General features: G+C 72.0%; 23 protein-coding genes and 1 pseudogene. 18 read left to right on the top strand and 6 right to left on the bottom strand.

Annotated features, from left to right (window positions below; all coding sequences use genetic code 11):
* Positions 1 to 3: 3 nt before the first annotated feature.
* Positions 4 to 1,754, bottom strand: a pseudogene (locus QA802_RS17815) (dolichyl-phosphate-mannose--protein mannosyltransferase).
* A 63-nt stretch (positions 1,755 to 1,817) separates the two neighbouring features.
* Between QA802_RS17815 and rsmI the strand changes: the two are divergent.
* The 6 genes from rsmI to QA802_RS17785 all read left to right on the top strand — a co-directional run bounded on the left by rsmI (position 1,818) and on the right by QA802_RS17785 (position 7,727).
* Positions 1,818 to 2,690, top strand: coding sequence for a 16S rRNA (cytidine(1402)-2'-O)-methyltransferase (gene rsmI, locus QA802_RS17810; RefSeq protein ID WP_334523566.1), 873 nt, complete (start codon positions 1,818 to 1,820; stop codon positions 2,688 to 2,690).
* Positions 2,691 to 2,959: 269 nt separating this feature from the next.
* Positions 2,960 to 3,379 (top strand): hypothetical protein, encoded by a 420-nt coding sequence (locus tag QA802_RS17805; RefSeq protein WP_334523564.1) that lies wholly within the window; start codon positions 2,960 to 2,962, stop codon positions 3,377 to 3,379.
* Positions 3,380 to 3,423: 44 nt separating this feature from the next.
* A complete protein-coding gene (locus tag QA802_RS17800; protein ID WP_334523561.1) occupies positions 3,424 to 4,344 on the top strand; it encodes a TatD family hydrolase in 921 nt (306 codons plus the stop codon).
* A gap of 112 nt (positions 4,345 to 4,456) precedes the next feature.
* Positions 4,457 to 5,872: a resuscitation-promoting factor gene (locus tag QA802_RS17795; RefSeq protein WP_334523558.1), complete on the top strand. Its 1,416-nt coding sequence runs from the start codon at positions 4,457 to 4,459 to the stop codon at positions 5,870 to 5,872.
* An 83-nt stretch (positions 5,873 to 5,955) separates the two neighbouring features.
* A complete protein-coding gene (gene rsmA, locus QA802_RS17790) occupies positions 5,956 to 6,831 on the top strand; it encodes a 16S rRNA (adenine(1518)-N(6)/adenine(1519)-N(6))-dimethyltransferase RsmA (protein ID WP_334523555.1) in 876 nt (291 codons plus the stop codon).
* Positions 6,828 to 7,727 carry a 4-(cytidine 5'-diphospho)-2-C-methyl-D-erythritol kinase gene (locus tag QA802_RS17785; RefSeq protein WP_334523552.1) on the top strand — a complete coding sequence of 300 codons (900 nt, stop codon included), beginning with the start codon at positions 6,828 to 6,830 and terminating at the stop codon, positions 7,725 to 7,727. Before rsmA ends, QA802_RS17785 begins: the two co-directional genes overlap by 4 nt.
* Positions 7,728 to 7,740: 13 nt before the next feature.
* On the opposite strand, the gene QA802_RS17780 is transcribed toward QA802_RS17785, so the two are convergent.
* Positions 7,741 to 8,334: a Uma2 family endonuclease gene (locus tag QA802_RS17780; protein ID WP_334523549.1), complete on the bottom strand. Its 594-nt coding sequence runs from the start codon at positions 8,332 to 8,334 to the stop codon at positions 7,741 to 7,743.
* A 157-nt stretch (positions 8,335 to 8,491) separates the two neighbouring features.
* Here QA802_RS17780 and QA802_RS17775 point away from each other — a divergent pair, with 157 nt between their 5' ends.
* From QA802_RS17775 to QA802_RS17740, 8 genes are all read left to right on the top strand, one after another.
* Positions 8,492 to 10,300 (top strand): ABC-F family ATP-binding cassette domain-containing protein, encoded by a 1,809-nt coding sequence (locus QA802_RS17775; RefSeq protein WP_334523546.1) that lies wholly within the window; start codon positions 8,492 to 8,494, stop codon positions 10,298 to 10,300.
* A gap of 189 nt (positions 10,301 to 10,489) precedes the next feature.
* Complete coding sequence (locus QA802_RS17770; RefSeq protein WP_334523543.1) at positions 10,490 to 12,271, top strand: outer membrane protein assembly factor BamB family protein; 1,782 nt, start codon at positions 10,490 to 10,492, stop codon at positions 12,269 to 12,271.
* A gap of 137 nt (positions 12,272 to 12,408) precedes the next feature.
* Positions 12,409 to 14,499, top strand: a complete 2,091-nt coding sequence (locus QA802_RS17765; protein WP_334523540.1) for an outer membrane protein assembly factor BamB family protein — start codon at positions 12,409 to 12,411, stop codon at positions 14,497 to 14,499.
* A gap of 291 nt (positions 14,500 to 14,790) precedes the next feature.
* Complete coding sequence (locus tag QA802_RS17760) at positions 14,791 to 15,495, top strand: helix-turn-helix transcriptional regulator (protein ID WP_266721235.1); 705 nt, start codon at positions 14,791 to 14,793, stop codon at positions 15,493 to 15,495.
* Positions 15,496 to 15,498: 3 nt separating this feature from the next.
* The gene (locus tag QA802_RS17755; RefSeq protein WP_334523531.1) at positions 15,499 to 16,026 is read left to right on the top strand and encodes a hypothetical protein; all 528 of its coding nucleotides are present in this window, start codon (positions 15,499 to 15,501) and stop codon (positions 16,024 to 16,026) included.
* 13 nt (positions 16,027 to 16,039) lie between these two features.
* Entirely contained in the window at positions 16,040 to 16,240 is a 201-nt protein-coding gene (locus QA802_RS17750) for a hypothetical protein (protein ID WP_334523528.1), read from the top strand.
* A 40-nt stretch (positions 16,241 to 16,280) separates the two neighbouring features.
* Positions 16,281 to 17,045, top strand: coding sequence for a GNAT family N-acetyltransferase (locus QA802_RS17745; RefSeq protein ID WP_334523525.1), 765 nt, complete (start codon positions 16,281 to 16,283; stop codon positions 17,043 to 17,045).
* A 126-nt stretch (positions 17,046 to 17,171) separates the two neighbouring features.
* Positions 17,172 to 17,444: a hypothetical protein gene (locus tag QA802_RS17740; protein ID WP_334523522.1), complete on the top strand. Its 273-nt coding sequence runs from the start codon at positions 17,172 to 17,174 to the stop codon at positions 17,442 to 17,444.
* Positions 17,445 to 17,582: 138 nt separating this feature from the next.
* Here the strand turns inward: QA802_RS17740 and QA802_RS17735 are convergent, their stop codons facing one another.
* Positions 17,583 to 17,990 (bottom strand): hypothetical protein, encoded by a 408-nt coding sequence (locus QA802_RS17735; protein ID WP_334523520.1) that lies wholly within the window; start codon positions 17,988 to 17,990, stop codon positions 17,583 to 17,585.
* A 34-nt stretch (positions 17,991 to 18,024) separates the two neighbouring features.
* A complete protein-coding gene (locus tag QA802_RS17730; protein ID WP_334523518.1) occupies positions 18,025 to 19,704 on the bottom strand; it encodes a sodium:solute symporter family protein in 1,680 nt (559 codons plus the stop codon).
* Between the two features lie 148 nt (positions 19,705 to 19,852).
* On the opposite strand from QA802_RS17730, the gene galT reads away from it, so the two are divergent.
* The 3 genes from galT to galK are packed head-to-tail and all read left to right on the top strand — an operon-like array spanning position 19,853 to position 23,090.
* Entirely contained in the window at positions 19,853 to 20,935 is a 1,083-nt protein-coding gene (gene galT / locus QA802_RS17725) for a galactose-1-phosphate uridylyltransferase (RefSeq protein WP_334523515.1), read from the top strand.
* On the top strand, positions 20,935 to 21,936 hold the full coding sequence (gene galE, locus QA802_RS17720; protein ID WP_334523512.1) for a UDP-glucose 4-epimerase GalE: 1,002 nt from the start codon (positions 20,935 to 20,937) through the stop codon (positions 21,934 to 21,936). Before galT ends, galE begins: the two co-directional genes overlap by 1 nt.
* Positions 21,936 to 23,090 carry a galactokinase gene (gene galK / locus QA802_RS17715; protein WP_334523509.1) on the top strand — a complete coding sequence of 385 codons (1,155 nt, stop codon included), beginning with the start codon at positions 21,936 to 21,938 and terminating at the stop codon, positions 23,088 to 23,090. The genes galE and galK overlap by 1 nt, the downstream gene beginning before the upstream one ends.
* A gap of 109 nt (positions 23,091 to 23,199) precedes the next feature.
* Here galK and QA802_RS17710 read toward each other — a convergent pair whose 3' ends face one another.
* Complete coding sequence (locus QA802_RS17710; protein WP_334523506.1) at positions 23,200 to 23,667, bottom strand: GNAT family N-acetyltransferase; 468 nt, start codon at positions 23,665 to 23,667, stop codon at positions 23,200 to 23,202.
* Positions 23,668 to 23,937: 270 nt separating this feature from the next.
* Between QA802_RS17710 and QA802_RS17705 the strand changes: the two genes are divergently transcribed.
* On the top strand, positions 23,938 to 24,714 hold the full coding sequence (locus tag QA802_RS17705; protein ID WP_334523503.1) for a LuxR C-terminal-related transcriptional regulator: 777 nt from the start codon (positions 23,938 to 23,940) through the stop codon (positions 24,712 to 24,714).
* Here the strand turns inward: QA802_RS17705 and QA802_RS17700 are convergent.
* Complete coding sequence (locus tag QA802_RS17700; RefSeq protein WP_107443563.1) at positions 24,673 to 25,170, bottom strand: MarR family winged helix-turn-helix transcriptional regulator; 498 nt, start codon at positions 25,168 to 25,170, stop codon at positions 24,673 to 24,675. The genes QA802_RS17705 and QA802_RS17700 overlap by 42 nt on opposite strands.
* Positions 25,171 to 25,233: the final 63 nt, after the last annotated feature.

Genomic DNA, 25,233 nt, shown 5'->3' with positions numbered 1-25,233 from the left:
TCGTTAGACCCATGTGTCCAGCCACATCCGTGAACGCCAGTCGTCGATCGGGATCGCCTGGCCCGTGTGCAAGGGGAAGAAGTAGACAAAGTTCCAGGCGATCAGCAGGATCAGGACGCCCGCGCCTGTGGCGCCTGCCACCCGGCGGGTGTCGCTGGAGCCCGGGGGCCGACCAGGGCGCCGATCATCATGGCCACGGCCAGACACAGGAACGGCAGGAAGACGACGGCGTAGAAGAGGAAGATCGTGCGTTCCTGGTACATGAACCACGGCAGGTAGCCCGCCGCGACGGCGCAGACGATCGCGCCCGCCCGCCAGTCACGCCGGAACAGCCAGCGCCACAGCACGAACAGCACCGCGAAGCAGGCAGCCCACCACAGCAGCGGGGTGCCGATGGCCAGCACCTCACGCGCGCACTTCTCACCCGCGTCCGTCGGACAGCCGTCCACGCCGGGCGCCGGGGACTCGTAGAAGTAGGAGACCGGCCGGCCGAGGACGAGCCAGCTCCACGGGTTCGACTGGTACGTGTGCGGCGACGTGAGATGGGTGTGGAACTCGTACACCTCGTGCTCGTAGTGCCACAGGCTGCGCCACCAGTCGGGGAACAGCCACGTCCAGCTGCCGCCCTTGCCGTCGGTGGCCGCCCAGTTGCGGTAGTAGCCGCCCTTGCCGTCCGTGGCGGACAGGATCCAGCCCGTCCACGACAGCAGGTACGTGACCAGCGCGACCGGCACCGTCGCCAGGAACGCGAGGCCCGTGTCCCGCTTCAGCACCGCCAGGTACGGCTGCCGGGCGCCCGCCACCCTGCGCGAGCCGACGTCCCACAACACCGCCATCACACAGAACGCGACCATGATGTACAGGCCGTTCCACTTCGTGCCGATGGCCAGGCCCAGCATCAGGCCCGCCGTCCAGCGCCACGGACGCCACCCGATGCGCGTCGTCTCCGCGACGTGCGCGTCCGGCCGGTAACGGCCGTCGGCGTCCGGCTCGAGCGCCGCGGCGAGCCGCGCGCGGGCCCAGTCCCGGTCGGCCACCAGAGCGCCGAACGCCGCCAGCACGAAGAACATCAGCACCCCGTCGAGCAGCGCCGTACGGCTCATCACGAAGTGCAGGCCGTCCACCGCCATCAGCGCGCCCGCGAGACAGCCGAGGAACGTGGACCGGAAGAGCCGGCGGCCGATCCGGCACAGCATCAGCACACTGAGCGTGCCGAGCACCGCCGTCATGAACCGCCAGCCGAACGGATCGAACCCGAAGAGCAGTTCGCCCAGCCCGATCACGTACTTGCCGACCGGCGGATGCACGACGTACGCCGCGTCCCCCGGGATCGGGACATGACCGCCCGAGGAGAGGATGGCGCTGTTGGCGTTCTTGTCCCAGTTGACCTCGAACCCGCGATGGACCAGCGCCCACGCGTCCTTCGCGTAGTACGTCTCGTCGAATATCACCGCTTTGGGGCTGCCCAGGTGCCAGAACCGCAAGCCCCCCGCCAGCAGTGTGACCAGCAGCGGCCCCAGCCAGGACGACCAGCGGACGATCCGGTCCGCCCACCCGTACGGCACGCCGAGCGCCTGCCACAGCCGCGGGCTGGGCTGCGCGAACGGCGGCAGCAGACGCTCGCGGACATCGGCCGAGGACTGCGCCGGGTATCCGAAACGGCGCAGCCGCTGCTGCCACGACGGCCGCCGGTCGTGCGGCGCCGGGCCCTGCCGATAGTCCGTGGAGTCCATGGAGGACGCGGTACTGGTCACCGCGCCATCGTAGGGAACACCTCTGTGTGAATCCCGTGTCTCTCCCCCTGCGAGGATGGAAACGTGACAGCCACGCCCCGAACCGCCCCCGGAGTCCTCGTCCTCGCCGGCACGCCGATCGGCGACGTCGCGGACGCCCCGCCGCGCCTCGCCGACGAACTGGCCTGCGCCGACGTCATCGCCGCCGAGGACACCCGCAGACTGCGCCGGCTGACCCAGGCCCTGGGTGTGACGCCCAAGGGACGGGTGGTGTCCTACTTCGAGGGCAACGAGTCCGCCCGCACACCCGAGCTGGTCGAGGAACTCGTCGGCGGCGCACGGGTGCTGCTGGTCACCGACGCCGGGATGCCCTCGGTCTCCGACCCCGGCTACCGGCTGGTCGCCGCCGCCGTGGAGTGCGACATCCGCGTCACCGCCGTCCCCGGCCCGTCCGCGGTGCTCACCGCGCTCGCCCTGTCCGGGCTGCCCGTCGACCGGTTCTGCTTCGAGGGGTTCCTGCCGCGCAAGGCGGGCGAACGGCTGTCGCGACTGCGCGACGTCGCCGACGAGCGCCGCACCCTCGTCTACTTCGAGGCCCCCCACCGCCTCGACGACACCCTCGCCGCGATGGCCGAGGTGTTCGGTGCGGACCGGCGGGCCGCCGTCTGCCGCGAGCTGACCAAGACGTACGAAGAGGTCAAGCGCGGCCCGCTCGGCGAACTGGCGGAGTGGGCGGCCGAGGGCGTGCGGGGCGAGATCACCGTCGTCGTCACCGGCGCGCCGCAGCGCGGGCCCGCGGAACTCGACGCGGCGGAACTGGTGCGGCGCGTACAGGTGCGCGAGGAGGCGGGCGAGCGCCGCAAGGAGGCCATCGCAGCCGTCGCGGCCGAGGCCGGACTGCCCAAGCGCGAGGTGTTCGACGCGGTGGTGGCGGCCAAGAACTCCGGCGCGCTGTGACGGCTGCCCGGGCTTGTGCCGTGACGGCTGTCCGGCGTGCGCTGTGACGGCTGTTACCCGGGTGGTGTGAAGGGGCTCACACCCACTCTGAGCAGGGCGCATGTCGTCTGAGCGTGCGCCCCATGCGCGGGCAAAGGACCCCGGCCCCTGGGGCAAGGGACACCCAAATCGCCTTCAACAGTGCACAGGTCGAGTGCATTCGCCGCGGGGGAGGCGTCCACTGGACGACGGGACGTGAAGCGTCCCACCAGCGGACCACGGGAGCGGCCATGAGTGACTTCACAGGGCAGACCGGCCTCCGCGGCGGTGCGAGCGCCGTCGTCAACGAGTCGTACTCCTTCGCCTGCATGCGCTGCGGGCACGGCTGGGAACAGTCGTACGAGATCGAGCACCACACCGACGCCGACGGCCACGAGTTCGTCCTGTACGTGGCGGACGGGCGTGTCGTGCCGTCGCCGCTGAGCCGGCCGACCTGCCAGAACTGCGACGGGCACCTTGTGCGCATCATGCGGGCGGGGCAGGTCTCCTCGGTGCTGAGCGCGGCCCGTCAGCGCACGGCGCCCCCGGCCGGACCGGTCCAGGCGCCGGTGACGGCGGCCGAGGGGCAGGCCGAAGGGGCCCCGGAGGGACAGCCGCAGCACCACTGGCACCTGTCCGACCTGCTGCACCCCTTCCGCAAGGCGAGCTAGTCCGGGCCGGCCGGGGAGGGCGGCCCCTTCCGTAGGATCGGGGCATGTCTTCGAACTCCGCCGACCGCGCCGACAAGAGTGCCGCGCCGCCGCTTCCGGCCCCCCTCGGGGTGCCGGTCGCGGACTCCCACACGCACCTCGACATGCAGTCGGGCACGGTGGACGAGGCCCTCGCCAAAGCCGCGTCGGTCGGCGTGACCACGGTCGTCCAGGTCGGCTGCGACGTACGCGGCTCCCGGTGGGCGGCCGAGACGGCGGCGGCGCACGACAGCGTGCACGCCGCCGTCGCCCTGCACCCGAACGAAGCGCCGCGGATCGTGCACGGAGATGCTGGGGGCACCTCCCAGCCCCCAGGGGCTGGGGGAGGTTGGTCGCGGCAAGGTGCGCGGACGGCGGGAGGCACGGCGGCGCTCGACGAGGCGCTCGCCGAGATCGACCGCCTCGCCGCGCTCCCGCACGTCAAGGGCGTCGGCGAGACGGGCCTCGACTTCTTCCGCACCGGCCCCGAGGGCAAGGAAGCCCAGGAGAGCTCCTTCCGCGCCCACATCGAGATGGCCAAACGGCACGGCAAGGCCCTGGTCATCCACGACCGCGACGCCCACGCCGACGTCCTGCGCGTCCTGAAGGAGGAGGGCGCCCCCGAGCGGACCGTCTTCCACTGCTACTCCGGCGACGCCGAGATGGCCGAGATCTGCGCCCGCGCCGGCTACTTCCTGTCCTTCGCCGGCAACGTCACCTTCAAAAACGCCCAGAACCTCAGGGACGCCGTCGCCGTGGCCCCCGCGGAACTGCTCCTGGTGGAGACCGACGCCCCGTTCCTGACCCCGGCGCCCTACCGCGGACGGCCCAACGCGCCCTACCTCATCCCCGTCACCGTGCGCGCCATGGCCGCCGTGCGGGGCGTCGACGAGGAGGTCCTGGCCACCGCTCTCGCCGCCAACACGGCACGCGCGTTCGGGTACTGACCCGCACACGCGCATCGAACACAACGCTCGGTAGCCGCGCCACTTTGGAGAGTGACCGTCGCTCCGCTAGGTTCTGGGGGCCCGATCCGGACCCCACCCCTGGAGTGTCGGCGTGAGCAACTCGCAGTACCTCGAGTACGGGCCGTACGGCGGCGGGACGCAGGGCGACCTGCACACCGCCGAAACGGTCGCGTACGGCGTGTACGCGGCGCCCGGGACGTACGACGACACGTACCGCCCCTCGTACGAGGAGTACGAGCAGCCGCCCTACGAGCCGCACGACCTGCAAGGCCCGCGTGAGCCGCACGAGCCGTACGACGCACCGCCGTTGCCCTCACAGGCACAGGCACAGGCACAGGCCCACGAACAGGCACAGGCACAGGGCGTGGGGCGGCGGGCCGAGCGCCGGCGCCGGGCACGCGATGCCGAGCGCCCGGAGTCCGCGATGCGCCGGCTGCTCCCGCAGGCGCTCGTCGTCGCGTTCCTGGCCGGCGGCACCACCGCGTTCGTCGCCGACGACAAGGCGGTGGAGCTGACCGTCGACGGCAAGCCGCGCACCCTGCACACGTTCGCCGACGACGTGGGCGAACTCCTCGCCGACGAGGGCGTGCGGGTGGGCGAGCACGACGTGGTGGCGCCCGCCCCGGGCACCGACCTGGCGAGCGGCGACGAGATCACCGTCCACTACGGGCGGCCCGTCCGGCTCACCCTGGACGGGCAGCGGCACGAGTGGTGGACGACCGCGCACACCGTCGAGGAGGCGCTCCGGCAGCTCGGGGTGCGGGCGGAGGGCGCGTACATGTCCGTGTCGCGCTCCCAGCGCATCGGACGCGCCGGGCTCGAGCTGGCCGTGCGCACCGAACGTTCCTTCACCGTCATGGCCGACGGCCGGGCCCGCACCATCCGCACCAACGCGGCGACCGTGCGCGAGGCGGTCGCGGCCGCCGGGATCACCCTGCGCGGCGAGGACACCACCTCCGCCCCGCCCGGCAGCTTCCCGCGCGACGGCCAGACGGTCACCGTGCTGCGGATCACCGGCTCCGAGGAGGTCCGCGAGGATCAGATCCCGTTCGCCGTGCGCCGTACCGAGGACCCGTCGCTGTTCCAGGGCACGGAGGTGGTGGAGCGGCCCGGACAGCCCGGACTGCGGCGCATCACCTACGCCCTGCGCTCCGTCAACGGCGTGCGGCAGAAGCCCCGGCGGATCCGCGAGGAGATCGTGCGCGAGCCGCGCGAGCAGCGGGTGAAGGTCGGGACGAAGCCGCTGCCGTCGTCGGTGCAGGGAGCCGACGGCCTGAACTGGCGCAGCCTCGCGGCCTGTGAGTCGGGCGGCCGGCCCGGCGCGGTCGACCCCTCGGGCACCTACGGCGGGCTCTACCAGTTCGACACCCGCACCTGGCAGAGCCTCGGCGGCAGCGGACGGCCCCAGGACGCTCCGGCGGCCGAGCAGACGCACCGCGCGAAGAAGCTGTACGTGCGCCGCGGCGCGAGCCCCTGGCCGCACTGCGGACGACGCCTGCACGGCTGACCGCGTCGCACGGCCTCGCACCGCCGCACGGCCTCGCACGGCGGCGGTGCGGGGGCGTCCCTGCCGCCCCGTACCCTTGTCCCGTGAGCAGCAGCCCCCCCTCCGACGCCCTTCTGGGCCCCGCCGACATCCGTGAGCTGGCGGCCGTCCTCGGCGTGCGGCCCACCAAGCAGCGCGGCCAGAACTTCGTCATCGACGCGAACACCGTCCGCCGGATCGTGCGCATCGCGGACGTCCGGCCCGACGACGTGGTCGTCGAGGTCGGCCCCGGGCTCGGCTCGCTCACCCTCGCGTTGCTGGAGGTCGCCGACCGGGTCACGGCCGTCGAGATCGACGACGTCCTGGCCGGCGCGCTGCCCGCGACGATCACCGCCCGCATGCCGCAGCGCGCCGAGCGGTTCGCGCTGGTGCACTCCGACGCGATGCACGTGACCGGGCTGCCGGGCCCCGCCCCCACCGCGCTCGTCGCGAACCTGCCGTACAACGTGGCCGTGCCCGTGCTGCTGCACATGCTGGAGACGTTCCCGAGCATCGAACGCACCCTGGTCATGGTCCAGTCGGAGGTCGCCGACCGGCTCGCCGCGGGCCCCGGCTCGAAGGTGTACGGCGTGCCGTCCGTGAAGGCGAACTGGTACGCCGACGTCAAGCGGGCCGGCGCGATCGGCCGCAACGTCTTCTGGCCGGCGCCGAACGTGGACAGCGGGCTGGTCTCGCTGGTGCGGCGGTCCGAGCCGATCAGGACCACGGCGTCCCGGCGCGAGGTCTTCGCCGTCGTCGACGCGGCCTTCGCCCAGCGCCGCAAGACCCTGCGGGCCGCGCTCGCCGGCTGGGCGGGCTCGGCGGCCGCCGCCGAGACGGCCCTGGTCGCCGCCGGGGTGTCCCCGCAGGCGCGCGGCGAGGCCCTCACCGTCGAGGAGTTCGCCCGGATCGCCGAGCACCGGCGGCAGGACCCCGCGTGAGCGCCCGCGTCACCGTGCGGGTGCCCGCCAAGGTGAATGTGCAGCTCTCGGTGGGCGCGGCCCGCCCGGACGGCTTCCACGACCTGGCCAACGTGTTCCTGGCGGTCGGCCTGTACGACGAGGTCACGGTGACCCCGGCCGACGCGCTCCGCGTCACCTGCGAGGGCCCGGACGCCGGCCAGGTGCCCCTGGACCGTACGAACCTGGCGGCGCGGGCCGCGATCGCCCTCGCCGAGCGGTACGGCCGCACCCCCGACGTGCATCTGCACATCGCCAAGGACATCCCGGTCGCCGGGGGCATGGCGGGCGGCAGCGCGGACGGCGCGGGTGCGCTGCTGGCCTGCGACGCGCTGTGGGGCACCGGCGCCACCCAGGGCGAACTCCTCGACATCTGCGCCGAGTTGGGCAGCGACGTGCCGTTCAGCCTGGTCGGCGGGGCGGCCCTCGGCACCGGGCGCGGCGAGAAGCTGACGGTCCTGGAGACCGGCGGCGCCTTCCACTGGGTGTTCGCGATGGCCGGGCGGGGGCTGTCGACGCCGGCGGTGTTCCGGGAGTTCGACCGGCTCACCGAGGGGACGGACGTCCCCGAGCCGGTCGCCTCGAACGCGCTCCTGGACGCCCTCGCCGCAGGTGACCCCGACGCCCTCGCGGCCACCGTCTCCAACGACCTCCAGCCCGCCGCGCTGTCCCTCTTCCCGGAACTCGCCGACACCCTGGCGGCGGGGCACGCGGCGGGAGCGCTGGCCGCGCTGGTCTCGGGCTCGGGGCCGACGACGGCGTTCCTCGTCCGTGATCCGGGGGCGGCGGAGACAGTGGCCGAGGCCCTGCGCGCCTCCGGCACCTGCCGAGCGGCGCGGGTGGCGTCGGCGCCGGCGGCGGGGGCGACGGTGCGCTGAGGGGTGGCTGCGGTCAGAGTTCGTCGATGGCGGTCAGGTCGATGACGATGTCGTAGGGTTTGTCGACCTTGACCTGGTCCCGATGCATCCCTGTGTGAACGTACGCCTGGGTGAGCGGGTCCAGCTCGTACACATGGACGAGAGCCCTGTTGTTGGTCCCGCTCTGCTCGACGCGCCAGAAATTCGGGATTCCGGCGGCCGCGTACTTCTGTGGCTTGGTCGTGCGGTCCCGGGATTCCGAGTCCGGTGAGACGACCTCCACGGCGAGGAGCACGTCCTCGGCCCGGTAGCTCGTCTGATCCGGCCCGGTGACCGCGTCGGCGCGGATCACGCTGACGTCCGGTTCGGGGCCGTTACGGGTGTCGAGGACGATGGTCATCTCGCGGCTGACCTTCAGCTCGGACGGCAGTCCCGTGCGCAGGCCCCAGACCAGCAAGTCGATCATGTTGCCGTGAAAGCGGCGCTGCGGACTCACGAAAACCAGGCTCCCGTCGATCAGCTCGGTGTGCGGCGGGAGATCAGGCAGCGTGAACAGGTCGTCCACGGTGTAGCCGTCCTGCGGCGGCACCGGCCACTGGACGCGGCGCTTGACGGACTCGGCGGTCATGGTTCCTCCCATGGACGGGATCCTGCTGCCCGACCTCCACGGTAGCGGCCCGATGCCGAACCGGTCATCACAAAGAGTGATGGGACCCTCGCGCCCGGTGCCTCACCCGTCAGGCCGTAGGCTTAAAGGCTGTCCGACCCCGATGCGCAGGAGTGAAATGGCCGTCAATCTGGTCAATGTCGAGAACGTCAGCAAGGTGTACGGGACCCGTGCGCTGCTCGACGGCATCTCGCTCGGCGTGTCGGAAGGGGACCGGATCGGGGTCGTCGGCCGCAACGGCGACGGGAAGACCACGCTGATCCGCATGCTCGCCAAGCTGGAGGAGGCGGACTCCGGCCGGGTCACGCACTCCGGCGGGGTGCGCCTCGGCGTGCTCACCCAGCACGACTCGCTCGACTCGACCGCGACCGTCCGCCACGAGGTCATCCGGGACATGGCCGACCACGAGTGGGCCGGCAACGCCAAGGTCCGGGACGTGCTCACCGGGCTCTTCGGCGGGCTCGACCTGCCCGGCTTCCCGCAGGGCCTGGACACCGTCATCGGCCCGCTCTCCGGTGGTGAGCGCCGCCGTATCGCGCTCGCCAAGCTGCTGATCGAGGAGCAGGACCTCATCGTCCTGGACGAGCCGACCAACCATCTCGACGTCGAGGGCATCTCCTGGCTCGCCCGGCACCTGCGCGAGCGCCGTTCCGCGCTCGTCTGTGTCACCCACGACCGCTGGTTCCTCGACCAGGTCTGCACCCGCATGTGGGACGTGCAGCGCGGCGCCGTCCACGAGTACGAGGGCGGGTACTCCGACTACGTCTTCGCGCGCGCGGAGCGTGAGCGCATCGCCGCGACGGAGGAGACCAAGCGGCAGAACCTGGTCCGCAAGGAGCTGGCCTGGCTGCGCCGCGGCGCGCCCGCGCGCACGTCCAAGCCGCGCTTCCGCGTCGAGGCAGCCAACGAGCTCATCGCGGACGTGCCGCCGCCGCGCGACAGCAGCGAGCTGATGAAGTTCGCCTCCTCGCGGCTCGGCCGGACGGTCTTCGACCTCGAGGACGTCACCGTGCAGGCCGGCCCCAAGGTGTTGCTGAAGCACATCACCTGGCACCTCGGCCCCGGTGACCGCATCGGCCTGGTCGGCGTCAACGGCGCCGGCAAGACCTCCCTGCTGCGGGCCCTGGCCGAGGCCGCGCGCACCGAGGGCGAGACCCAGCCGGCGGCAGGCAGGGTCGTCGTCGGCAAGACCGTCAAGCTCGCCTACCTCTCCCAGGAGGTCGCCGAACTCGACCCGAACCTGCGGGTGCTGGAAGCCGTGCAGCAGGTACGCGAACGCGTCGACCTCGGCAAGGGCCGGGAGATGACCGCCGGGCAGCTGTGCGAGACGTTCGGCTTCAACAAGGACAAGCAGTGGACGCCGGTCGGCGACCTGTCCGGCGGCGAGCGCCGCCGGCTGCAGATCCTGCGGCTGCTGATGGACGAGCCCAACGTCCTCTTCCTCGACGAGCCCACCAACGACCTGGACATCGAGACCCTCACCCAGCTCGAGGACCTCCTCGACGGCTGGCCCGGCTCGATGATCGTCATCTCCCACGACCGTTTCTTCGTCGAGCGCACCACGGACCGCGTCTTCGCCCTCCTCGGCGACGCCGCGCTGCGGATGCTCCCGCGCGGCATCGACGAGTACATCGAGCGCCGTCAGCGCATGGAGGAGGCCGCGGCCGCCTCCGCCGCCCCGGCGGTCGCGCAGAAGGCCGCGCCCGAGAAGAGCGCCGCCGACCAGCGCGCCGCGAAGAAGGAACTGCAGAAGATCGAGCGGCAGTTGGACAAGGTCGCCGAGAAGGAGACCAAACTGCACGAGCGGATCGCCGCCCACGCCACCGACTTCGCGAAGGTGGCCGAACTCGACGCCGAACTGCGCGCGCTGGCCGGTGAGCGCGAGGAACTGGAGCTGCGATGGCTGGATCTCGCCGAGGACGCGTGAAGGGTGCGTGAAGGCGCATAACGACGGCATCACGGGGCGGTCCTCCCTTGGGAACAGGGGTGGAGCAGCCCCGGGCGCCGTCGGTGCCGGGTGATAGAAAGAGCCGTCCGAGAACCTTCTGAGGACGGCTCCGGGTGGTCACTGGCCCGGAGGCGTGGCTAAAAATCAGTGACCAGGGGGAACACGCCGATGGCCCAGCCGCCCAGTCAGCCGCCGCAGCCCGGCGGTTTCGGAGCACCGCAGGACCAGCCGCAGCAGCAGCCGCTGCCGCAGGGTGGCTTCGCGGCTCCGCAGATGCCGCCGCAGCCGCTCCAGGGTCCGCCCGCCCAGCCGCCGCAGGCCGGCTACGGCTACCCGCAGCAGCCCGGCCCCTACGGGCAACAGCCCCAGCAGTCCGGCCCGTACGCGCAACAGCCCCCGCAGCCCGGCCCCTACGGGCAGCAGGGACCGTACGGGCAGCCCGCCGGCCCCTACGCCCCGCAGCCCGGCTACGGCTACCCGCAGCAGCCCCAGTTCCCCGGCGCGCCCGGCGCCCCGGCGGGCGGACGCAACCCCTTCAAGGGGCGGCCCGCGCTGGTCGTCGGGGCCGCGGTCGCGGCGCTGCTGATGATCGGCGGCGTGGTGTTCGCGGTCACGAACGGCGACGACAAGGACCCGAAGAAGCCCGTCGCCGGACCGAGCGGCGACGACAAGGCCACGAGCGCGGCCCCGGTCAACCCCGGTGACGGCGACGGCGACGGCGCCGACGAGCAGGACTTCAACGCGGGCCGGGGGGCCGGTGAGGCGAAGGTGCTCTGGTACAAGGAGGCGCCCGACGCGCCCGCCTCCGGCGCCGAGGCCCCCGGCATGTGGATCACCTCGAAGGCGGCCGTGAAGGCGGCCTACAAGCAGCTCGTCGCGTACAACGTGGCGGACGGCAGGCCGACCTGGCCCGCCCTCACTTTCCCGCAGAAGATCTGCGCGGTCACCTCGCAGCGCACGGCCGACGACAAGGTCGTCGTCGCGTACATGAGCGGCACCAGCAGCCGCGCCAAGTGCAACCAGCTCCAGCAGGTCGACCTCGGCACCGGCGCCAAGGGCTGGACGGGCGTGGTCGCGGACGGCGCGCTGTTCGACAGCGCGATCAGCATCGAGCTGTCGCTGGCCGGCAACACGCTGATGGTGGGCCGCTCGCAGTCCGGGACGGCGTACGACGTCCGCACGGGCAAGAAGCTGTACGACAAGCAGAAGTACGGCGACGCGTGCTTCCCGACGGCGTTCGCGGGCGGCACCCGGCTCATCTCGGTGGCGTCCTGCGACGCGACCAAGACCACCGAGCACGACGAGATCCAGGAGCTGGACCCGGCCACCGGCAAGGTCAAGTGGACCCAGAAGTTCGACAAGGGGTGGAGCGTCCGCAAGACGTACTCCGTCGACCCGCTGGTCGTCTACAGCACCAACGAGGACAAGAACTCCTGGAACATCTCGACGTTCAAGGCGAACGGCTCCTACCGCTCGCAGGTCGGCTTCGACGAGGACTTCGCCCCCGACTGCGACTCCGGCTTCCTGCAGCGCAACCTCACCGGCTGCCAGGGCACGGCGTCCGACGCCGACACGCTCTACCTGCCGACCGACGCGAAGAGCGGGCCCAACGAGATCGTGGCGATCGACCTGGCCACCGGCAAGGAGAAGTGGCGGGTGAAGTCGCCGGCCGACGAGGCCATGCAGCCGATGCGGATCGACGGCGGGAACCTCGTGGCGTACGTCCAGCCGTCGTACGACGCGCCCGGTCAGGTGGTGACGATCCCCACGGCGGGTTCCGCGCACACGCCCACGAAGCTGCTCCAGCTGCCCGAGAGCACGGTCAAGATCGAGAGCGGCATCTACTCCCGTGCCGTCGACTGGGTCGGCGGGCGCTTCTACCTCTCCACCACCCGGCTGACGGGCAACGACGACACGAAGGAGAAGCTGATGCTCGCCTACGGCAAGTGAGGCGAGCCGCCGTCCTCCCGGCTCGCGCCGTTCCGCCGGCTCCGGCTTCCGCCGCCGTCCGGGCCCGCCTTCCGCGGGCTTCCCCGCCCTCTCCGCTTTCCCAGGCTTCCCGAGCTTTCTCCTGAGGTACCCACACCATGACCCAGCCCCCGAACCAACCGCCGAGCCAGCCGCCGAACCAGCCCCCGCAGCAGGGCGGCTTCGGCCCGCCTCAGCCGCCGCAGGACGCGACGCCGCAGGACGCCGTTCCCCAGGACGCCGTCCCGCAGGACGCTCCGCCGCAGCCGCACGCGCCGGACCTGTCGAAGGCCCCCGGGCCGCAGTCTGCGCCCCAGCCCCCGGCCCAGGCGCCGGCCCCAGGGCAGGTGCCGCAGGCTTCGCCGACTCCTCCGACGACTCCGCCGCCGTCGGCTCCGTCCGGGCCGCCGCAGCCTCAGCCGGGCTACGGCTACCCGCAGGCCGCCGACGGGCCGGGCCAGCCCGCCGCGCCCCCGGCCGGCGCTCCCGGCTACGGCTATCCGGCGCAGCCGGGGGCTCCCGCCCCCGCCCCGTCGGCGTACGGCCAGCCGCAGCCGAACCCCTACGGTCAGCCGCAGCCCAACCCTTACGGCCAGCAGAGCACGGCCTACGGCCAGCAGCCGGGCTACGGCTACCCGGGTCAGCCGGGTCAGCCGGGTCAGCCGGGTCAGCCCGGGTACGGCTACCCGGGGCAGCCGACCATGCCCATGCAGCCGCAGGTCGTCGCGGGCGGCGGCTCGGCGGGTTCCGGCCGGAAAATCAACGCGCAGGTGGCGATCATCGTCGCGGCGGTCGTCGCGATCGCGCTGATCGTCGGCGGCGGCGTCTGGTACGCGAACTCCGACAGCGGCGGCAAGAAGAAGGAGGAGGCGAGCTCCGGCGGCGCGAACGGCGGCGGGGGCGACAAGGGCGACACGGGAGGGGGCACCGGCGGCAAGACCTCCGGCGGCAGCGAGAAGGCGCCGGCCGACCCGTCCTCCGACGTGCTCTTCAAGCTGCCGATGCCGGTGGTCAAGAAGGACGACAGCGTCGGCGTCCGGGGTTCCTGGCTGACCGACAAGGCGTACGTGAAGACCGGCGTCGACGGGATCACCGGCTACGACCAGGTCAAGGGCACCAAGCTCTGGACGATCGCGCTGCCGGGCCCGGTGTGCGAGGCCAGCAGGTTCGCCACCGACGACCACCGCACCGCGATCGTCTTCCAGGCGAGCGCCGCCGAGACGGCACGCTGCGACCAGATCGCGGCGATCGACCTCGCCGCGGGCAAGCAGCTGTGGAAGAAGACGGTCACCTCCGGCGACTACGTGATCGACTTCGACAACGTCACGGTCAGCGCGAACACGGTCGCCGTGGGCAGCTCGGACGGCGGCGCCGCATTCGACATCGACTCCGGCAAGGTGCTGTGGTCGCCGAAGCCGGCCGACACCTGCCACGACGCCGGCTACGGCGGCGGGCCCAAGCTGGTGGCGGTGCGCAAGTGCGGGGCGTACGACAACCCCGAGCTGCACATCCAGACCATCGACCCGGTCTCCGGGAAGGTGCTCTCCGAGTACAAGCTGGCCACGGGCATCGACTACGCGTCCGTCGTCTCCAGCGACCCCCTGGTGGTGGCCGCCGACGTCGGCGACAGCGCCGGGGACGGCAGCGGCATCTCGGACTTCTTCTCCATCGACAACAAGACCGGCAAGCTGCGCACCCGCATCTCGGTGCCGGGCGCCGAGTACGCGGCCGACTGCGAGGGCATCACCAAGGTCGAGGCCTGCACGGGCCTGGCCGTCGGCAACGACCGCATCTACGTGCCCACCGAGGAGCACGACGGCAGCGGCACCTACAGCAGGACGAACGAGGTCGTCGCCTTCGACCTGGCCACCGGCAAGCAGACCGGCCAGCGCGCGGACGCGGGCGACGGCTACACGATCTACCCGCTGCGGATGGACGGCGGCAACCTGATCGCCTACAAGCGGCCGCCGTACGACAAGGGCGGACAGGTCGTCAGCGTCGACGGCGGTACGTTCAAGCAGACCGTGCTGCTGGAGAACGCGGCCACGGACGAGGTGCACGACCTGGAGATCAGCCTGTCCCCGGAGTACTCCGAGGTCGTCTTCGGCCAGGGACGCCTGTACATGTCGGAGGTGTACGCCGACGACAACGCCACCTCGGGCGGCGACCCGGAGTACCTCGCCGTCGGGTTCGGCGCCGCGGCCGGCTGACCGTACCGAGCGTCCTGCCGGCCCCGCCCCCGAGTCGATGTCCGCTCAGGGGCGGGGCCCGCTCATTTATCGCCAATATCGCCAACGTCGCCCTCGTGACGGGAATTTCGGCGATCCGGGCAGTTCTCGCCGGTAGGGGGAGCGCAACGTCGAACAAGCGTGTAGCTTCCGGGGGCATGAAGACAGGGGTGCCGGGGGGCGCCCTTTGTTCGTCCGCGTGGGTCTGCGTGGGTGCGTGTGGGTCCGCGTGGATCCGTGTGGGCATCCACGGGGGGACTGGGGGGTTGCTCGATGGGAGTGCGGCTGATGGTGGTCGACGACCACCGCCTGCTCGCCGAGGCGCTGGCCTCGGCGCTCAAACTGCGGGGGCACCGGGTGCTCGCCGCGGCGGCGCCGGCCGCGGGGGCGGCGGAACTGGTGATCACCCGCGCCCCCGAGGTGTGCCTGCTGGGCACGGCTGCCCCGGCCGAACCGGGCGTCTTCGACCCGGTGGTCCGCATCAAGCGGGAGCGCCCGCAGGTGGCGGTCCTGGTCCTCGGACCGGTGCCGAGCCCGCGCGGCATCGCCGCGGCCTTTGCGGCGGGCGCCTCCGGCTACGTACGCCACGACGAGCGCATAGAGGGCGTGGAGCGGGCCATCATGAAGGCGCGGGCGGGCGAGGCGGCGGTGGCGCCGCAGCTGCTGCAAGGCGCGTTCGGCGAACTGCTGAACCCGGCCGCCCAGCCCGACGACGAGGGGCAGCGGCTGCTGCAGATGCTCACCCCGCGGGAGGTGGAGGTCCTGGTCCGGGTCGCCGACGGCGAGGACACCCGGCTGATCGCCGCCGGCATGGGCATCGCCCCCTCCACGGCCCGCACCCACGTCCAGCGGGTCCTGATGAAGCTCGGCGTGGGCTCCCGCCTGGAGGCGGCCGCACTCGCGGCGCGCACGGGTCTGCTGGACCGCGCCGGGCCGTTGCCGCACACGTCCCGCGACCGGGCGACGGAAGCGGAGTAGGGCGTGCGAGCACGCACGGTCATCGGACGGGGCGCGCGGCTCGGGGTGCTCATCGGGGCATGGCCCGCGGGGGCGGTCGGCGTTCTGTGCCTGGTGGCGGCGTTCGTCTTCCTGACCGGCGGCCTTTACGGGACTGCGTGGGCGCTGACGACCGCGGGCGTGTACGCGGCGCTGGGGAGCATGGCGGTGGGCGTCGCCCTGGGCACGGCCACCGGTCTCGCCCTGGCGATCGCCCCGCGCGGCCTGCTGGTGCGGGCTCCGCTGCGCGGCCTGCTGGCGGCGCTCACCGCGGGGCTGCCGGTCGCGGCGCTGCACGTCGCCTTCCTGACCGGAGGCGGCTACACGCTGGCGAGTTACCCGCTGTCGACGCACTTCGTCGACGGGGCGGTCATCCTGACGATCGCCCTGGTCGCGGCCGCGCGAAGCGGTGAGATCGCCGGGTACGGCACAGATGCGACGACGAGCGGGGCGAGGGACGATGCCGGGTCAGCGGAAACGGAAGCGGAGCGCGGCGCCGGCGCCGCGCACTGACGGCCGCTGGGACGTGCTGCTCGAGACGCGGGACCCGTCCGAGCTGCGCGCGACGCTGCTGCGCATGCGTGCGGAGCAGCCGTGCGTTGACGCGGCGGCGGTGCGGGTCGACACGCTGTGCGGCCGGTCGGACCGTCCCACCGCGTACCGGCTGAGCCTGTTCGTGCCGGCGCCCGGACCCCCGCCGCCCATACGGGGCCCGGGCGCGGGGTAATTCGGGGCGGTCCCCGTCCGCGGCTGTCTAGGCTTTCTCCATGCCCACCCAGGAAATGCAGCGGATCACCGCCTTCATGTCGGCCTTCGCCCGCCGCCAGGCGGCGCGCGTCGTCGACCTCCCGGGCGGGTTCGCCGTGTACGACGACTCCTTCGCGCATTCCCACGCGGACAACCAGGTCGTCATCGACGCGGCCGTCGACCCCGAGGCGGTGCCCGCCCTCGCGGAGCGGGCTCTGGGGCATCTGCCGTTCCGCATGGTCTCCGTCCTCGACGACGACGTCGCCGGCGCGTGCGTGGAGCCGCTGACCCGGGCCGGGTACACCCACTCCACCCTGCTGGTCATGCTGCACACGGGCCCGGTGCCGACCGACGGCGGAGCGGCGCGGGAGGTGGACCTCGACGCCCTCCGCGTCCCCCTCGCCCGGCGCTGGCGGGGCTTCCTCCCGGACGCCGACGACGAGGTCGTCCGCCACCTCGTCGACCGGCGCGAGGCGCGTCGCCGCGGGGCCGACGTCGTCCGGTTCCTCTGCTCCCGTACCCAGGAGGGCGAGGTCGCCTCGTGGGCCGACCTCTACATGGACCCGGCGGCCGGCACGGCCCAGATCGAGGACCTGGTCACCTCGGAGGCCCACCTGAGGCGCGGCCACGGCGACGCCGTTCTGAGCACCGCCCTGCGCATGGCCGCCGACCAGGGCTGCGGGACCCGGTTCCTGACGGCGGACGAGGCGGACTGGCCCCGCCACTGGTACGAGCGTCGCGGTTTCCGTGTCGTCGGCCGCTCGCACTGCTTCGAACGGAGCTGACTCGCCGGTGACTGAGGTGCGTATCGGACAAATACCGCATACGGTGTGTAACCGTACCGTTTCGTTCAGTGACGGAATGGCGTCGCGAAGTGACGAAACACGCCACTCAGCCGAAAAGGGAATGCAATGCGCAAGCTTCACCAGACCGTTCTCGTGGCCGCCATGATCGCCAGTCTCGGCATGGCCGGGGCCGGGATCGCCTCCGCCGGCGTCTCCGGCTCGGACGGGGACTCCCGGCAGTGCACCAACCACGCGGAGAACGTCTCGTTCGGTCTCATCAACATCCCGAACCTGAACCTCCCCCTCTTCGGCGGCACGTCGAACCAGACGGCGACCCAGCAGATCTGCAACAACGGCGACGACGCCGTCAACGTGAACGTCGCCGAGCGGGACGACTAGGACAGGTCCGGCCGGGCACGGCCATGACGTGGGGCGGCTCCGGGTTCCGCAAGCTGGGATCCCGGAGCCGCCCCACTGCGCGACCGGCATGACCGGCACGACCGGCGGGCCGCAGCCCCGCCGCTACCCGCCCCGCCGCTACCCGCCTCGCGGCTGGTCCCCCTCCACTGCCTCGGGCGCCTCGGGCGGGAGCTTCGGGGTGACCGGCGCCGCGGGCCGCAGCTTCAGCCAGGCCAGGAAGAACAGGCCGAGGGCCAGCATCCCGAGCCCCGTCCACAGGTTGATGTTGATCCCCTGGGCCTTGTCGATCGCCGCGTCGCCGTCCGTGAGGCCGGCGATCGCGACTACCACGCCGTACAGGACGAACAGGCCGCCGATGATGCGGCGCAGGTCGAAGATGCGGGCCGCGGTCGCGGACTTCTCCTCGAGCTCCGTGACCTCGCGCTGGACGTCGGCCTCGGACCAGCCCGCCCGCCGCAGCCGCTCGGCGGCCTCGTCGCGCTCGGACGGGTCGAATTGCTCGGACCGGTCGAATTGCTCGGACATGGTGTCTCCATCCTCCCGCAGGTGTCGTGAGGGCTCAGAACGAGAACGGGATGTAGTACAGGGCGGCCAGGATCACCGCGCCCCAGCCCAGCAGCGCGGGCCGGCGGTACCAGGCGTCGTCGCCCGCCGCGGGCGGTTCGGCCATCCCGGGGGAGACGGTGCCGTAGACCAGGCCCTGCAGCTCCTCGTCCGTCTTGGGGGCCGTGAACAGCGACACCGCCACCATCACGACGGCGCCCGCCACGAAGCCCGCGATCGCGGAGACGAAGTTGGCGCCCTGGTCGGTGGGGATGCCGATGACGTCCTGCTTGTAGAGGACGAAGTAGTTCACCATCGCCGCCGTGGTGCCCGCGAGCAGCCCCCAGAAGCCCGACTTCTTCGACGCCCGCTTCCAGAACATGCCGACGACGAAGACCACGAACATCGGCACGTTGAAGAAGCTGAACAGCGTCTGCAGGTAGCTCATGATGTTCGAGAAGGACGACGCCAGGAACGCCGTGCCCACCGAGGCCGCCACCCCGATCGCCGTGATCAGCCGGCCGAAGCGCACGTAGTACGCGTCCTCCCGCCCCCGCACCACGTACTTCGCCCAGATGTCGGTGGTGAACACCGTGTTGAAGGACGAGACGTTCGCCGCCATGCCGGCCATGAACGCGGCCAGCAGGCCCGTCACCGCGATGCCCAGCACGCCGTTCGGCAGCAGCTGCTCCATCAGATAGGGGATGGCGTCGTTGTACTGGAGGTCGGAGTCGGCGGTGCCGATCTTCGGCACCAGCACCGCCGCCACCAGGCCCGGGATCATCACCAGGAACACGATGAAGATCTTGGGGAAGGCCGCGATGAGCGGGGTGCGCTGCGCCGCCGAGAGGTTCTTCGCCGACAGCGCGCGCTGCACCTCCGCGAAGTTGGTCGTCCAGTAGCCGAAGGACAGCACGAAGCCGAGGCCCAGCACGATCGTCAGCCAGTTCGCGCCCAGCGGGTTGGCGCTGCCGATGCCGGTGCCGCCCCAGGCGGTGACGAAGTCGTCCCCGTGGGACGCGGTCAGCTTGTCGGTGAGGCCGTCCCAGCCGCCCACCTTCTTCAGGCCCAGCACCGACAGCGGGATGAGGGCCGCCAGGATCACGAAGAACTGGAGGACCTCGTTGTAGATCGCCGAGGAGAGGCCGCCGAGCGTGATGTACGCCAGCACGAAGAACCCGGCCACCACGATCGCCACCCACTGCGGCCAGCCCAGCAGCGCCTCGACGACGATGGCCAGCGCGTACAGGTTCACCCCGGCGATCAGGATCGCGGCGAACGCGAACAGGGCCGAGCTCAGCAGGTGCGCCGCCTTGTCGAAGCGCAGCAGCAGCATCTCCGGCACCGAGCGGACCTTGCTGCCGTAGTAGAACGGCATCATCACCAGGCCGAGGAACACCATCGCCGGGATGGCGCCGATCCAGTACCAGTGCACGGTGTACGCGCCGTACTGCGCGCTGTTCGCGGCCATGCCCAGGATCTCGGTGGCGGCCAGGTTCGCCGAGATGAACGCGAGACCGGTGATCCAGGCGGGCAGCGAGCGGCCCGAGAGGAAGAAGTCGAGGGAGGTCTTCACCGAGCGCCGGGCGGCGAAGCCGATACCGAGGACCACGACGAAGTAGATGCCGAGGATCGTGTAGTCGAGCCAGTTCGTGGGGAGCCGTAGCTCTGCCGCCAGGTAGGTGGGGGTTCGCATGCACTGCTCGCTTCGCTTGGTGTTCTTTGTTTGGTTGTGACGATGACTCGCGTGGGGGTTTATGGTTTTATGTGTTCGGTTCTGTTTGATGCTTCGCTAGGTGTACCGATCCGGGTCCGCGGGCCCGGGGTACGGATGGAGAGTCGCGGTGAAGAAGACCTCGACCCGGCTGGCCGACGGTCGTGAGCTGATCTACTACGACCGGCGCGACGACGTGGTGCGCGACGCGGTGGACAAGCGTCCGCTCGAGCGCACGGTCACCACTTCGGAGGTACGGCGCGACCCCCTGCTCGGGGATTCCGTCGCCATCGCCTCGCACCGGCAGGGGCGCACGTACCACCCGCCGGCCGACGAGTGCCCGCTCTGCCCTTCCGAGGGCGACCGGCTGAGCGAGATCCCGGACTCGTCGTACGACGCCGTCGTCTTCGAGAACCGCTTCCCCTCCCTCGCCGGCGACTCCGGGCGCTGCGAGGTGGTCTGCTTCACCTCCGACCACAACGCGTCCTTCGCCGACCTCACCGAGGAACAGGCGGCACTCGTCCTCGAGGCGTGGACGGACCGCACGGCCGAGCTCTCGAACCTGCCCTCCGTGGAACAGGTGTTCTGCTTCGAGAACCGCGGCGCCGAGATCGGCGTGACGCTGGGGCACCCGCACGGGCAGATCTACGCGTACCCGTTCACCACCCCGCGCACCGCCCTGATGCTGCGTTCGGTCGCGGCGCACAAGGAGGCGACCGGCGGCGAGAACCTCTTCGACGCCGTGCTGGGGCGTGAACTCGCCGGGGCCCGGGTCGTCCTGGAGGGTGAACACTGGGTCGCGTTCGTGCCGTACGCCGCCCACTGGCCGTACGAGGTGCACCTCTACCCCAAGCGCCGGGTGCCCGACCTGCTGGCTCTCGACGAGGAGGCGCGCACAGAGTTCCCCAAGATGTATCTGGAACTCTTGAGGCGCTTCGACCGGATCTTCGACGAGCCGGACGGAGGAAAGGGCGAGGGCGCCGCGTCGCAGACGCCGTACATCGCCGCCTGGCACCAGGCGCCGTTCGGCGCGCTGGAGGAGTTCGAGGGCGTCAACCGCGACGACTTCGCGCTGCACCTCGAGCTTTTCACGATCCGCCGCACGTCCGGCAAGCTGAAGTTCCTCGCGGGCTCCGAATCCGGCATGAACGTCTTCATCAACGACGTGCCCCCGGAGCGCGCGGCCGAGCGACTGCGAGAGGTAGCGAGTTGATGAACAGCGGCAAGTATCTGGTCACGGGCGGCGCGGGATACGTCGGCAGCGTGGTCGCCCAGCACCTGCTGGAGGCGGGGCACGAGGTCGTCGTCCTGGACAACCTCTCCACCGGTTTCCGCGAAAGCGTCCCCGCCGGCGCCGTGTTCGTCGAGGGCGACATCCGCGACGCGGCCGAGCACCTCGACGCCTCCTTCGACGCCGTGCTGCACTTCGCCGCGTTCTCGCAGGTCGGCGAATCCGTCGTGAAGCCCGAGAAGTACTGGGACAACAACGTCGGCGGCACCATGGCGCTGCTCGCCGCGATGCGCGAGGCGGGCGTGCGCAAGCTCGTCTTCTCCTCCACGGCGGCCACCTACGGCGAGCCGGAGCAGGTCCCGATCGTCGAGTCCGCGCCCACCCGGCCCACCAACCCCTACGGCGCCTCCAAGCTCGCCGTCGACCACATGATCAGCGGCGAGGCCGCCGCGCACGGGCTCGGCGCGGTCTCCCTGCGGTACTTCAACGTGGCCGGCGCGTACGGCGCGCAGGGCGAGCGCCACGACCCCGAGTCGCACCTCATCCCGCTCGTCCTCCAGGTCGCGCAGGGCCGCCGCGAGGCCATCTCCGTCTTCGGCGACGACTACCCGACCCCCGACGGCACCTGCATCCGCGACTACATCCACGTCGCCGACCTCGCCGAGGCGCACCTCCTCGCCGTCGCCGCCGCCGTGCCGGGCGAGCACCTCATCTGCAACCTCGGCAACGGCAACGGCTTCTCCGTCCGCGAGGTGGTCGAGACCGCCCGCAAGGTCACCGGCCACCCGATCCCCGAGGTCATGGCCCCGCGCCGCGGAGGCGACCCGGCCGTCCTGGTCGCCTCCGCGGCCACCGCCCGCGAACAGCTGGGCTGGAACCCGTCCCGCGCGGACCTCGCGGGCATCGTCGCGGACGCCTGGGCGTTCGCCCAGCAGCTCGCCGACGGCACGACGCCCGCCGACGGCACGACGAAGGAGCGGTAATGGGGGCACAGCAGGTCCGGGACGGCTTCGTCGAGCTGTACGGCGCGGAGCCCGACGGCGTCTGGGCGGCACCCGGCCGCGTCAACCTCATCGGTGAGCACACCGACTACAACGACGGCTTCGTGATGCCCTTCGCGCTGCCGCACACCGCGGTCGCGGCGGTCTCCCGGCGCGAGGACGGCCGGCTGCGGCTGCACTCGGCCGACATCGAGGGCGGCGTCGTCGAGCTGGAGCCGGACGCCCTGACACCCGGGTCGGACGACGGCTGGGCCTCCTACCCCGCCGGCGTCGTCTGGGCGCTGCGCGACGCCGGACACCCCGTCACCGGCGCGGACGTCCACCTCGCCTCGACGGTGCCGACCGGCGCGGGCCTGTCCTCGTCGGCGGCGCTGGAGGTCGTGGTCGCGCTCGCGCTCAACGACCTGTACGAACTCGGGCTGCCGAGCTGGCAGCTGGCCCGGCTGTGCCAGCGCGCGGAGAACGTCTACGTCGGCGCGCCCACCGGCATCATGGACCAGACCGCCTCCGCCTGCTGTGAAAGCGGCCACGCGCTGTTCCTCGACACCCGCGACCTCTCCCAGAAGCAGATCCCGCTCGACCTCGCGGCCGAGGGCATGCGCCTGCTGGTCGTGGACACCCAGGTCACGCACGCGCACAGCGGCGGCGAGTACGGCAAGCGGCGGGCCGGCTGCGAGAAGGGCGCGGCGCTGCTCGGCGTCGACGCGCTGCGCGACGTCCCCTTCGACGGTCTCGACGCGGCGCTGGCCCGGCTCGGCGACGAGGAGGAGGTCCGCCGGCTGGTCCGTCACGTGGTCACCGAGGACGAGCGCGTCGAACGCGTGGTGCGGCTGCTGGCGTCGGGCGACACCCGCGCCGTCGGCCCGGTCCTCACCGAGGGCCACGCCTCCCTCCGGGACGACTTCCGGGTCTCCTGCCCCGAGCTGGACATGGTCGTCGAGACCGCCGTCGCGGCCGGCGCACTCGGCGCGCGGATGACCGGCGGCGGCTTCGGCGGCTCGGCGATCGTCCTCGCGGACGCCGCCGACGTCGACACCCTGACCAAGGCCGTCGAGGAGGCGTTCGCGGCCGCCGGGTACAAGGCCCCGCGCGTCTTCGAGGCGGTGCCGTCGGCGGGGGCGCGCCGGCTGGGCTGAGCGGTTCGGCGTCACGGCGCCGGGGTGCGGCGGTCTCCCGCCCCCACCCCGGTGCCGTGTCACCCGGCGCCCGCCGCACCCCGGTGTCCGCCCAGCTCCTGTTCCTGCGTCAGCCCTGTTCCCGGGTCAGCCGCTTCGTCAGCGTGAACTCCGTGACGCCCGGCGGATAGTCCTCGATCACGCACACCACCTCGTAGCCCCGCCGCCGGTAGAAGTCCGGCGCCTGGAAGTCCCAGGTCTCCAGGCGTACGCGGGCGCAGCCCCGTTCGTCGCGGGCGACGCGCTCCGCCTCGGCGAGGAGCCGGGTGCCCAGCCCCGCGCCGCGGTGCCGGTCGTCGACCCAGAGGTAGGCGACGTGCAGCCAGGCCGTCCAGGTGTGGCCCACCAGCCCGCCGGCCAGTTCGCCTCCCGGCCCCGAGGCCCACACGTGCAGCGGAGACTCGCGTTCGGCCGGGGTGCCGCGCAAGGCGCGCAGCACCGGGGAGGCCTCCGTGTTCGTGGCCCGCAGCCGTGAACGGAGAAGATCGCGACGAGTCCTGTCTACTTCTGTCTCAAGACGAAACATGCGGCACACCATAAACGCGCGGGTCCACCAGTTCTGCCATTTGCCTTCCGCTCTCCGCCCGCAGCCCTACCCTGTGAACAGCATCGGTGGGGGTCGGTGTCGATCAGGGGGCGAGACAGTCGGGTACGACGCCTGCGGTGGGGTAGCTGTCTCCGCGCGGCGGTGGCCGTGCGGTCCTGGCCTCCCCGTCGGGGCGTCCTGCCCGCGGCGGTCGTCCGTTTCCCGTCTCCGGACCTTTGGGGTATCCCCTGCTCCGTCAAGGAGCTCGGGGAAGGGGGTTTCGTGGTTCGCATTCGTGTACTGGTCGTCGACGACCACCGTATTTTCGCCGAGTCGCTCGCCGCGGCGCTGGCGGCCGAGCCCGACGTCGACGTGTCCGCGGCCGGCAGCGGCCCCGCGGCGCTGCGCAGCCTGGAACGCGCGGTCGCCGAGGGACGCCGGTACGACGTGCTGCTCGTCGACGCCGACCTCGGCGGGCTGCCGGGCATACGGCCCGCGGTGCCCGTGCAGGAGGTGGGGGAGGACGGCCCGGTCGACGGGATCCCCCTGGTCGCCGGCGTCCGCGTCGCACAGCCCCACATCCGGATCGTCGTCCTCGCCGAGAAGGACGACCCGCAGCGCGCGGCCTGTGCCCTGCAGGCCGGGGCGTCCGGCTGGGTGGCGAAGGACTGCTCGCTGTCCCGTCTGCTGACGGTGATCCGCGGCGTCCTGCGCGACGAGACGCATCTGCCCGCCGCCCTGCTCACCGGCGTCCTGCGGGAACTGACGGCCGCCCGCAAGCACCGCACAGAGAGCGAGCGGCTGGTGGAGTCCCTCACGCCGAGGGAACGCGAGGTGCTGCGCTGCATGGTCGCGGGTCTGGGCCGCAAGGCGGTCGCCGAACGCCTGTTCCTCTCCCCGCACACCGTCCGCACCCATATGCAGAACGTGCTCGGCAAGCTGGGAGTGCACTCCACCCTCGCCGCGGTGGCCCTCGCCCGGCGCGCCGGGGTCGGGCCGGCGGACCTGGGGCAGGCCCTAACCGGGGATGTTGTCGAACGGGGCGGTCAGCTGGCGTAGCAGGCTCGCCAGGTCGCCGCGCTGGGACGGGGAGAGCTCGGCCAGGATCGCCCGCTCCTGGTCGAGCAGCCCGGCGAGCGCCTGATCGGCGCGGTCCTTGCCGTCGTCCGTGAGGCGCACCAGCACCCCGCGCCGGTCGCTGGGGTCCGGCAGCCGCTCCACCAGGCCCTTCTTCGCGAGCCGGTCGATGCGGTTGGTCATCGTGCCCGAGGTGACCAGCGTCTGCGTCAGCAGCTGCCCCGGCGAGAGCTGATAGGGCGCCCCCGCGCGCCGCAGCGCCGTCAGGACGTCGAATTCCCAGGGCTCGAGCTGGTGCTCGGAGAACGCCAGCCGGCGCGCCCGGTCCAGGTGCCGGGCAAGTCTGCTCACGCGGCTGAGTACCTCCAGCGGCTCCACGTCGAGGTCCGGGCGCTCCCGGCGCCACGCTGCGACCAGCCGATCGACCTCGTCCTCCATGACGATCAGTGTAGTGGTTGTGTCGACGTGAAGTCTCTTGATGTCGAACATCTTGACGTCAAG

It is taken from the genome of Streptomyces sp. B21-105 (assembly GCF_036898465.1).
Taxonomy (GTDB): Bacteria; Actinomycetota; Actinomycetes; order Streptomycetales; family Streptomycetaceae; genus Streptomyces.
This window is presented reverse-complemented; position numbering and strand designations above follow the sequence as displayed.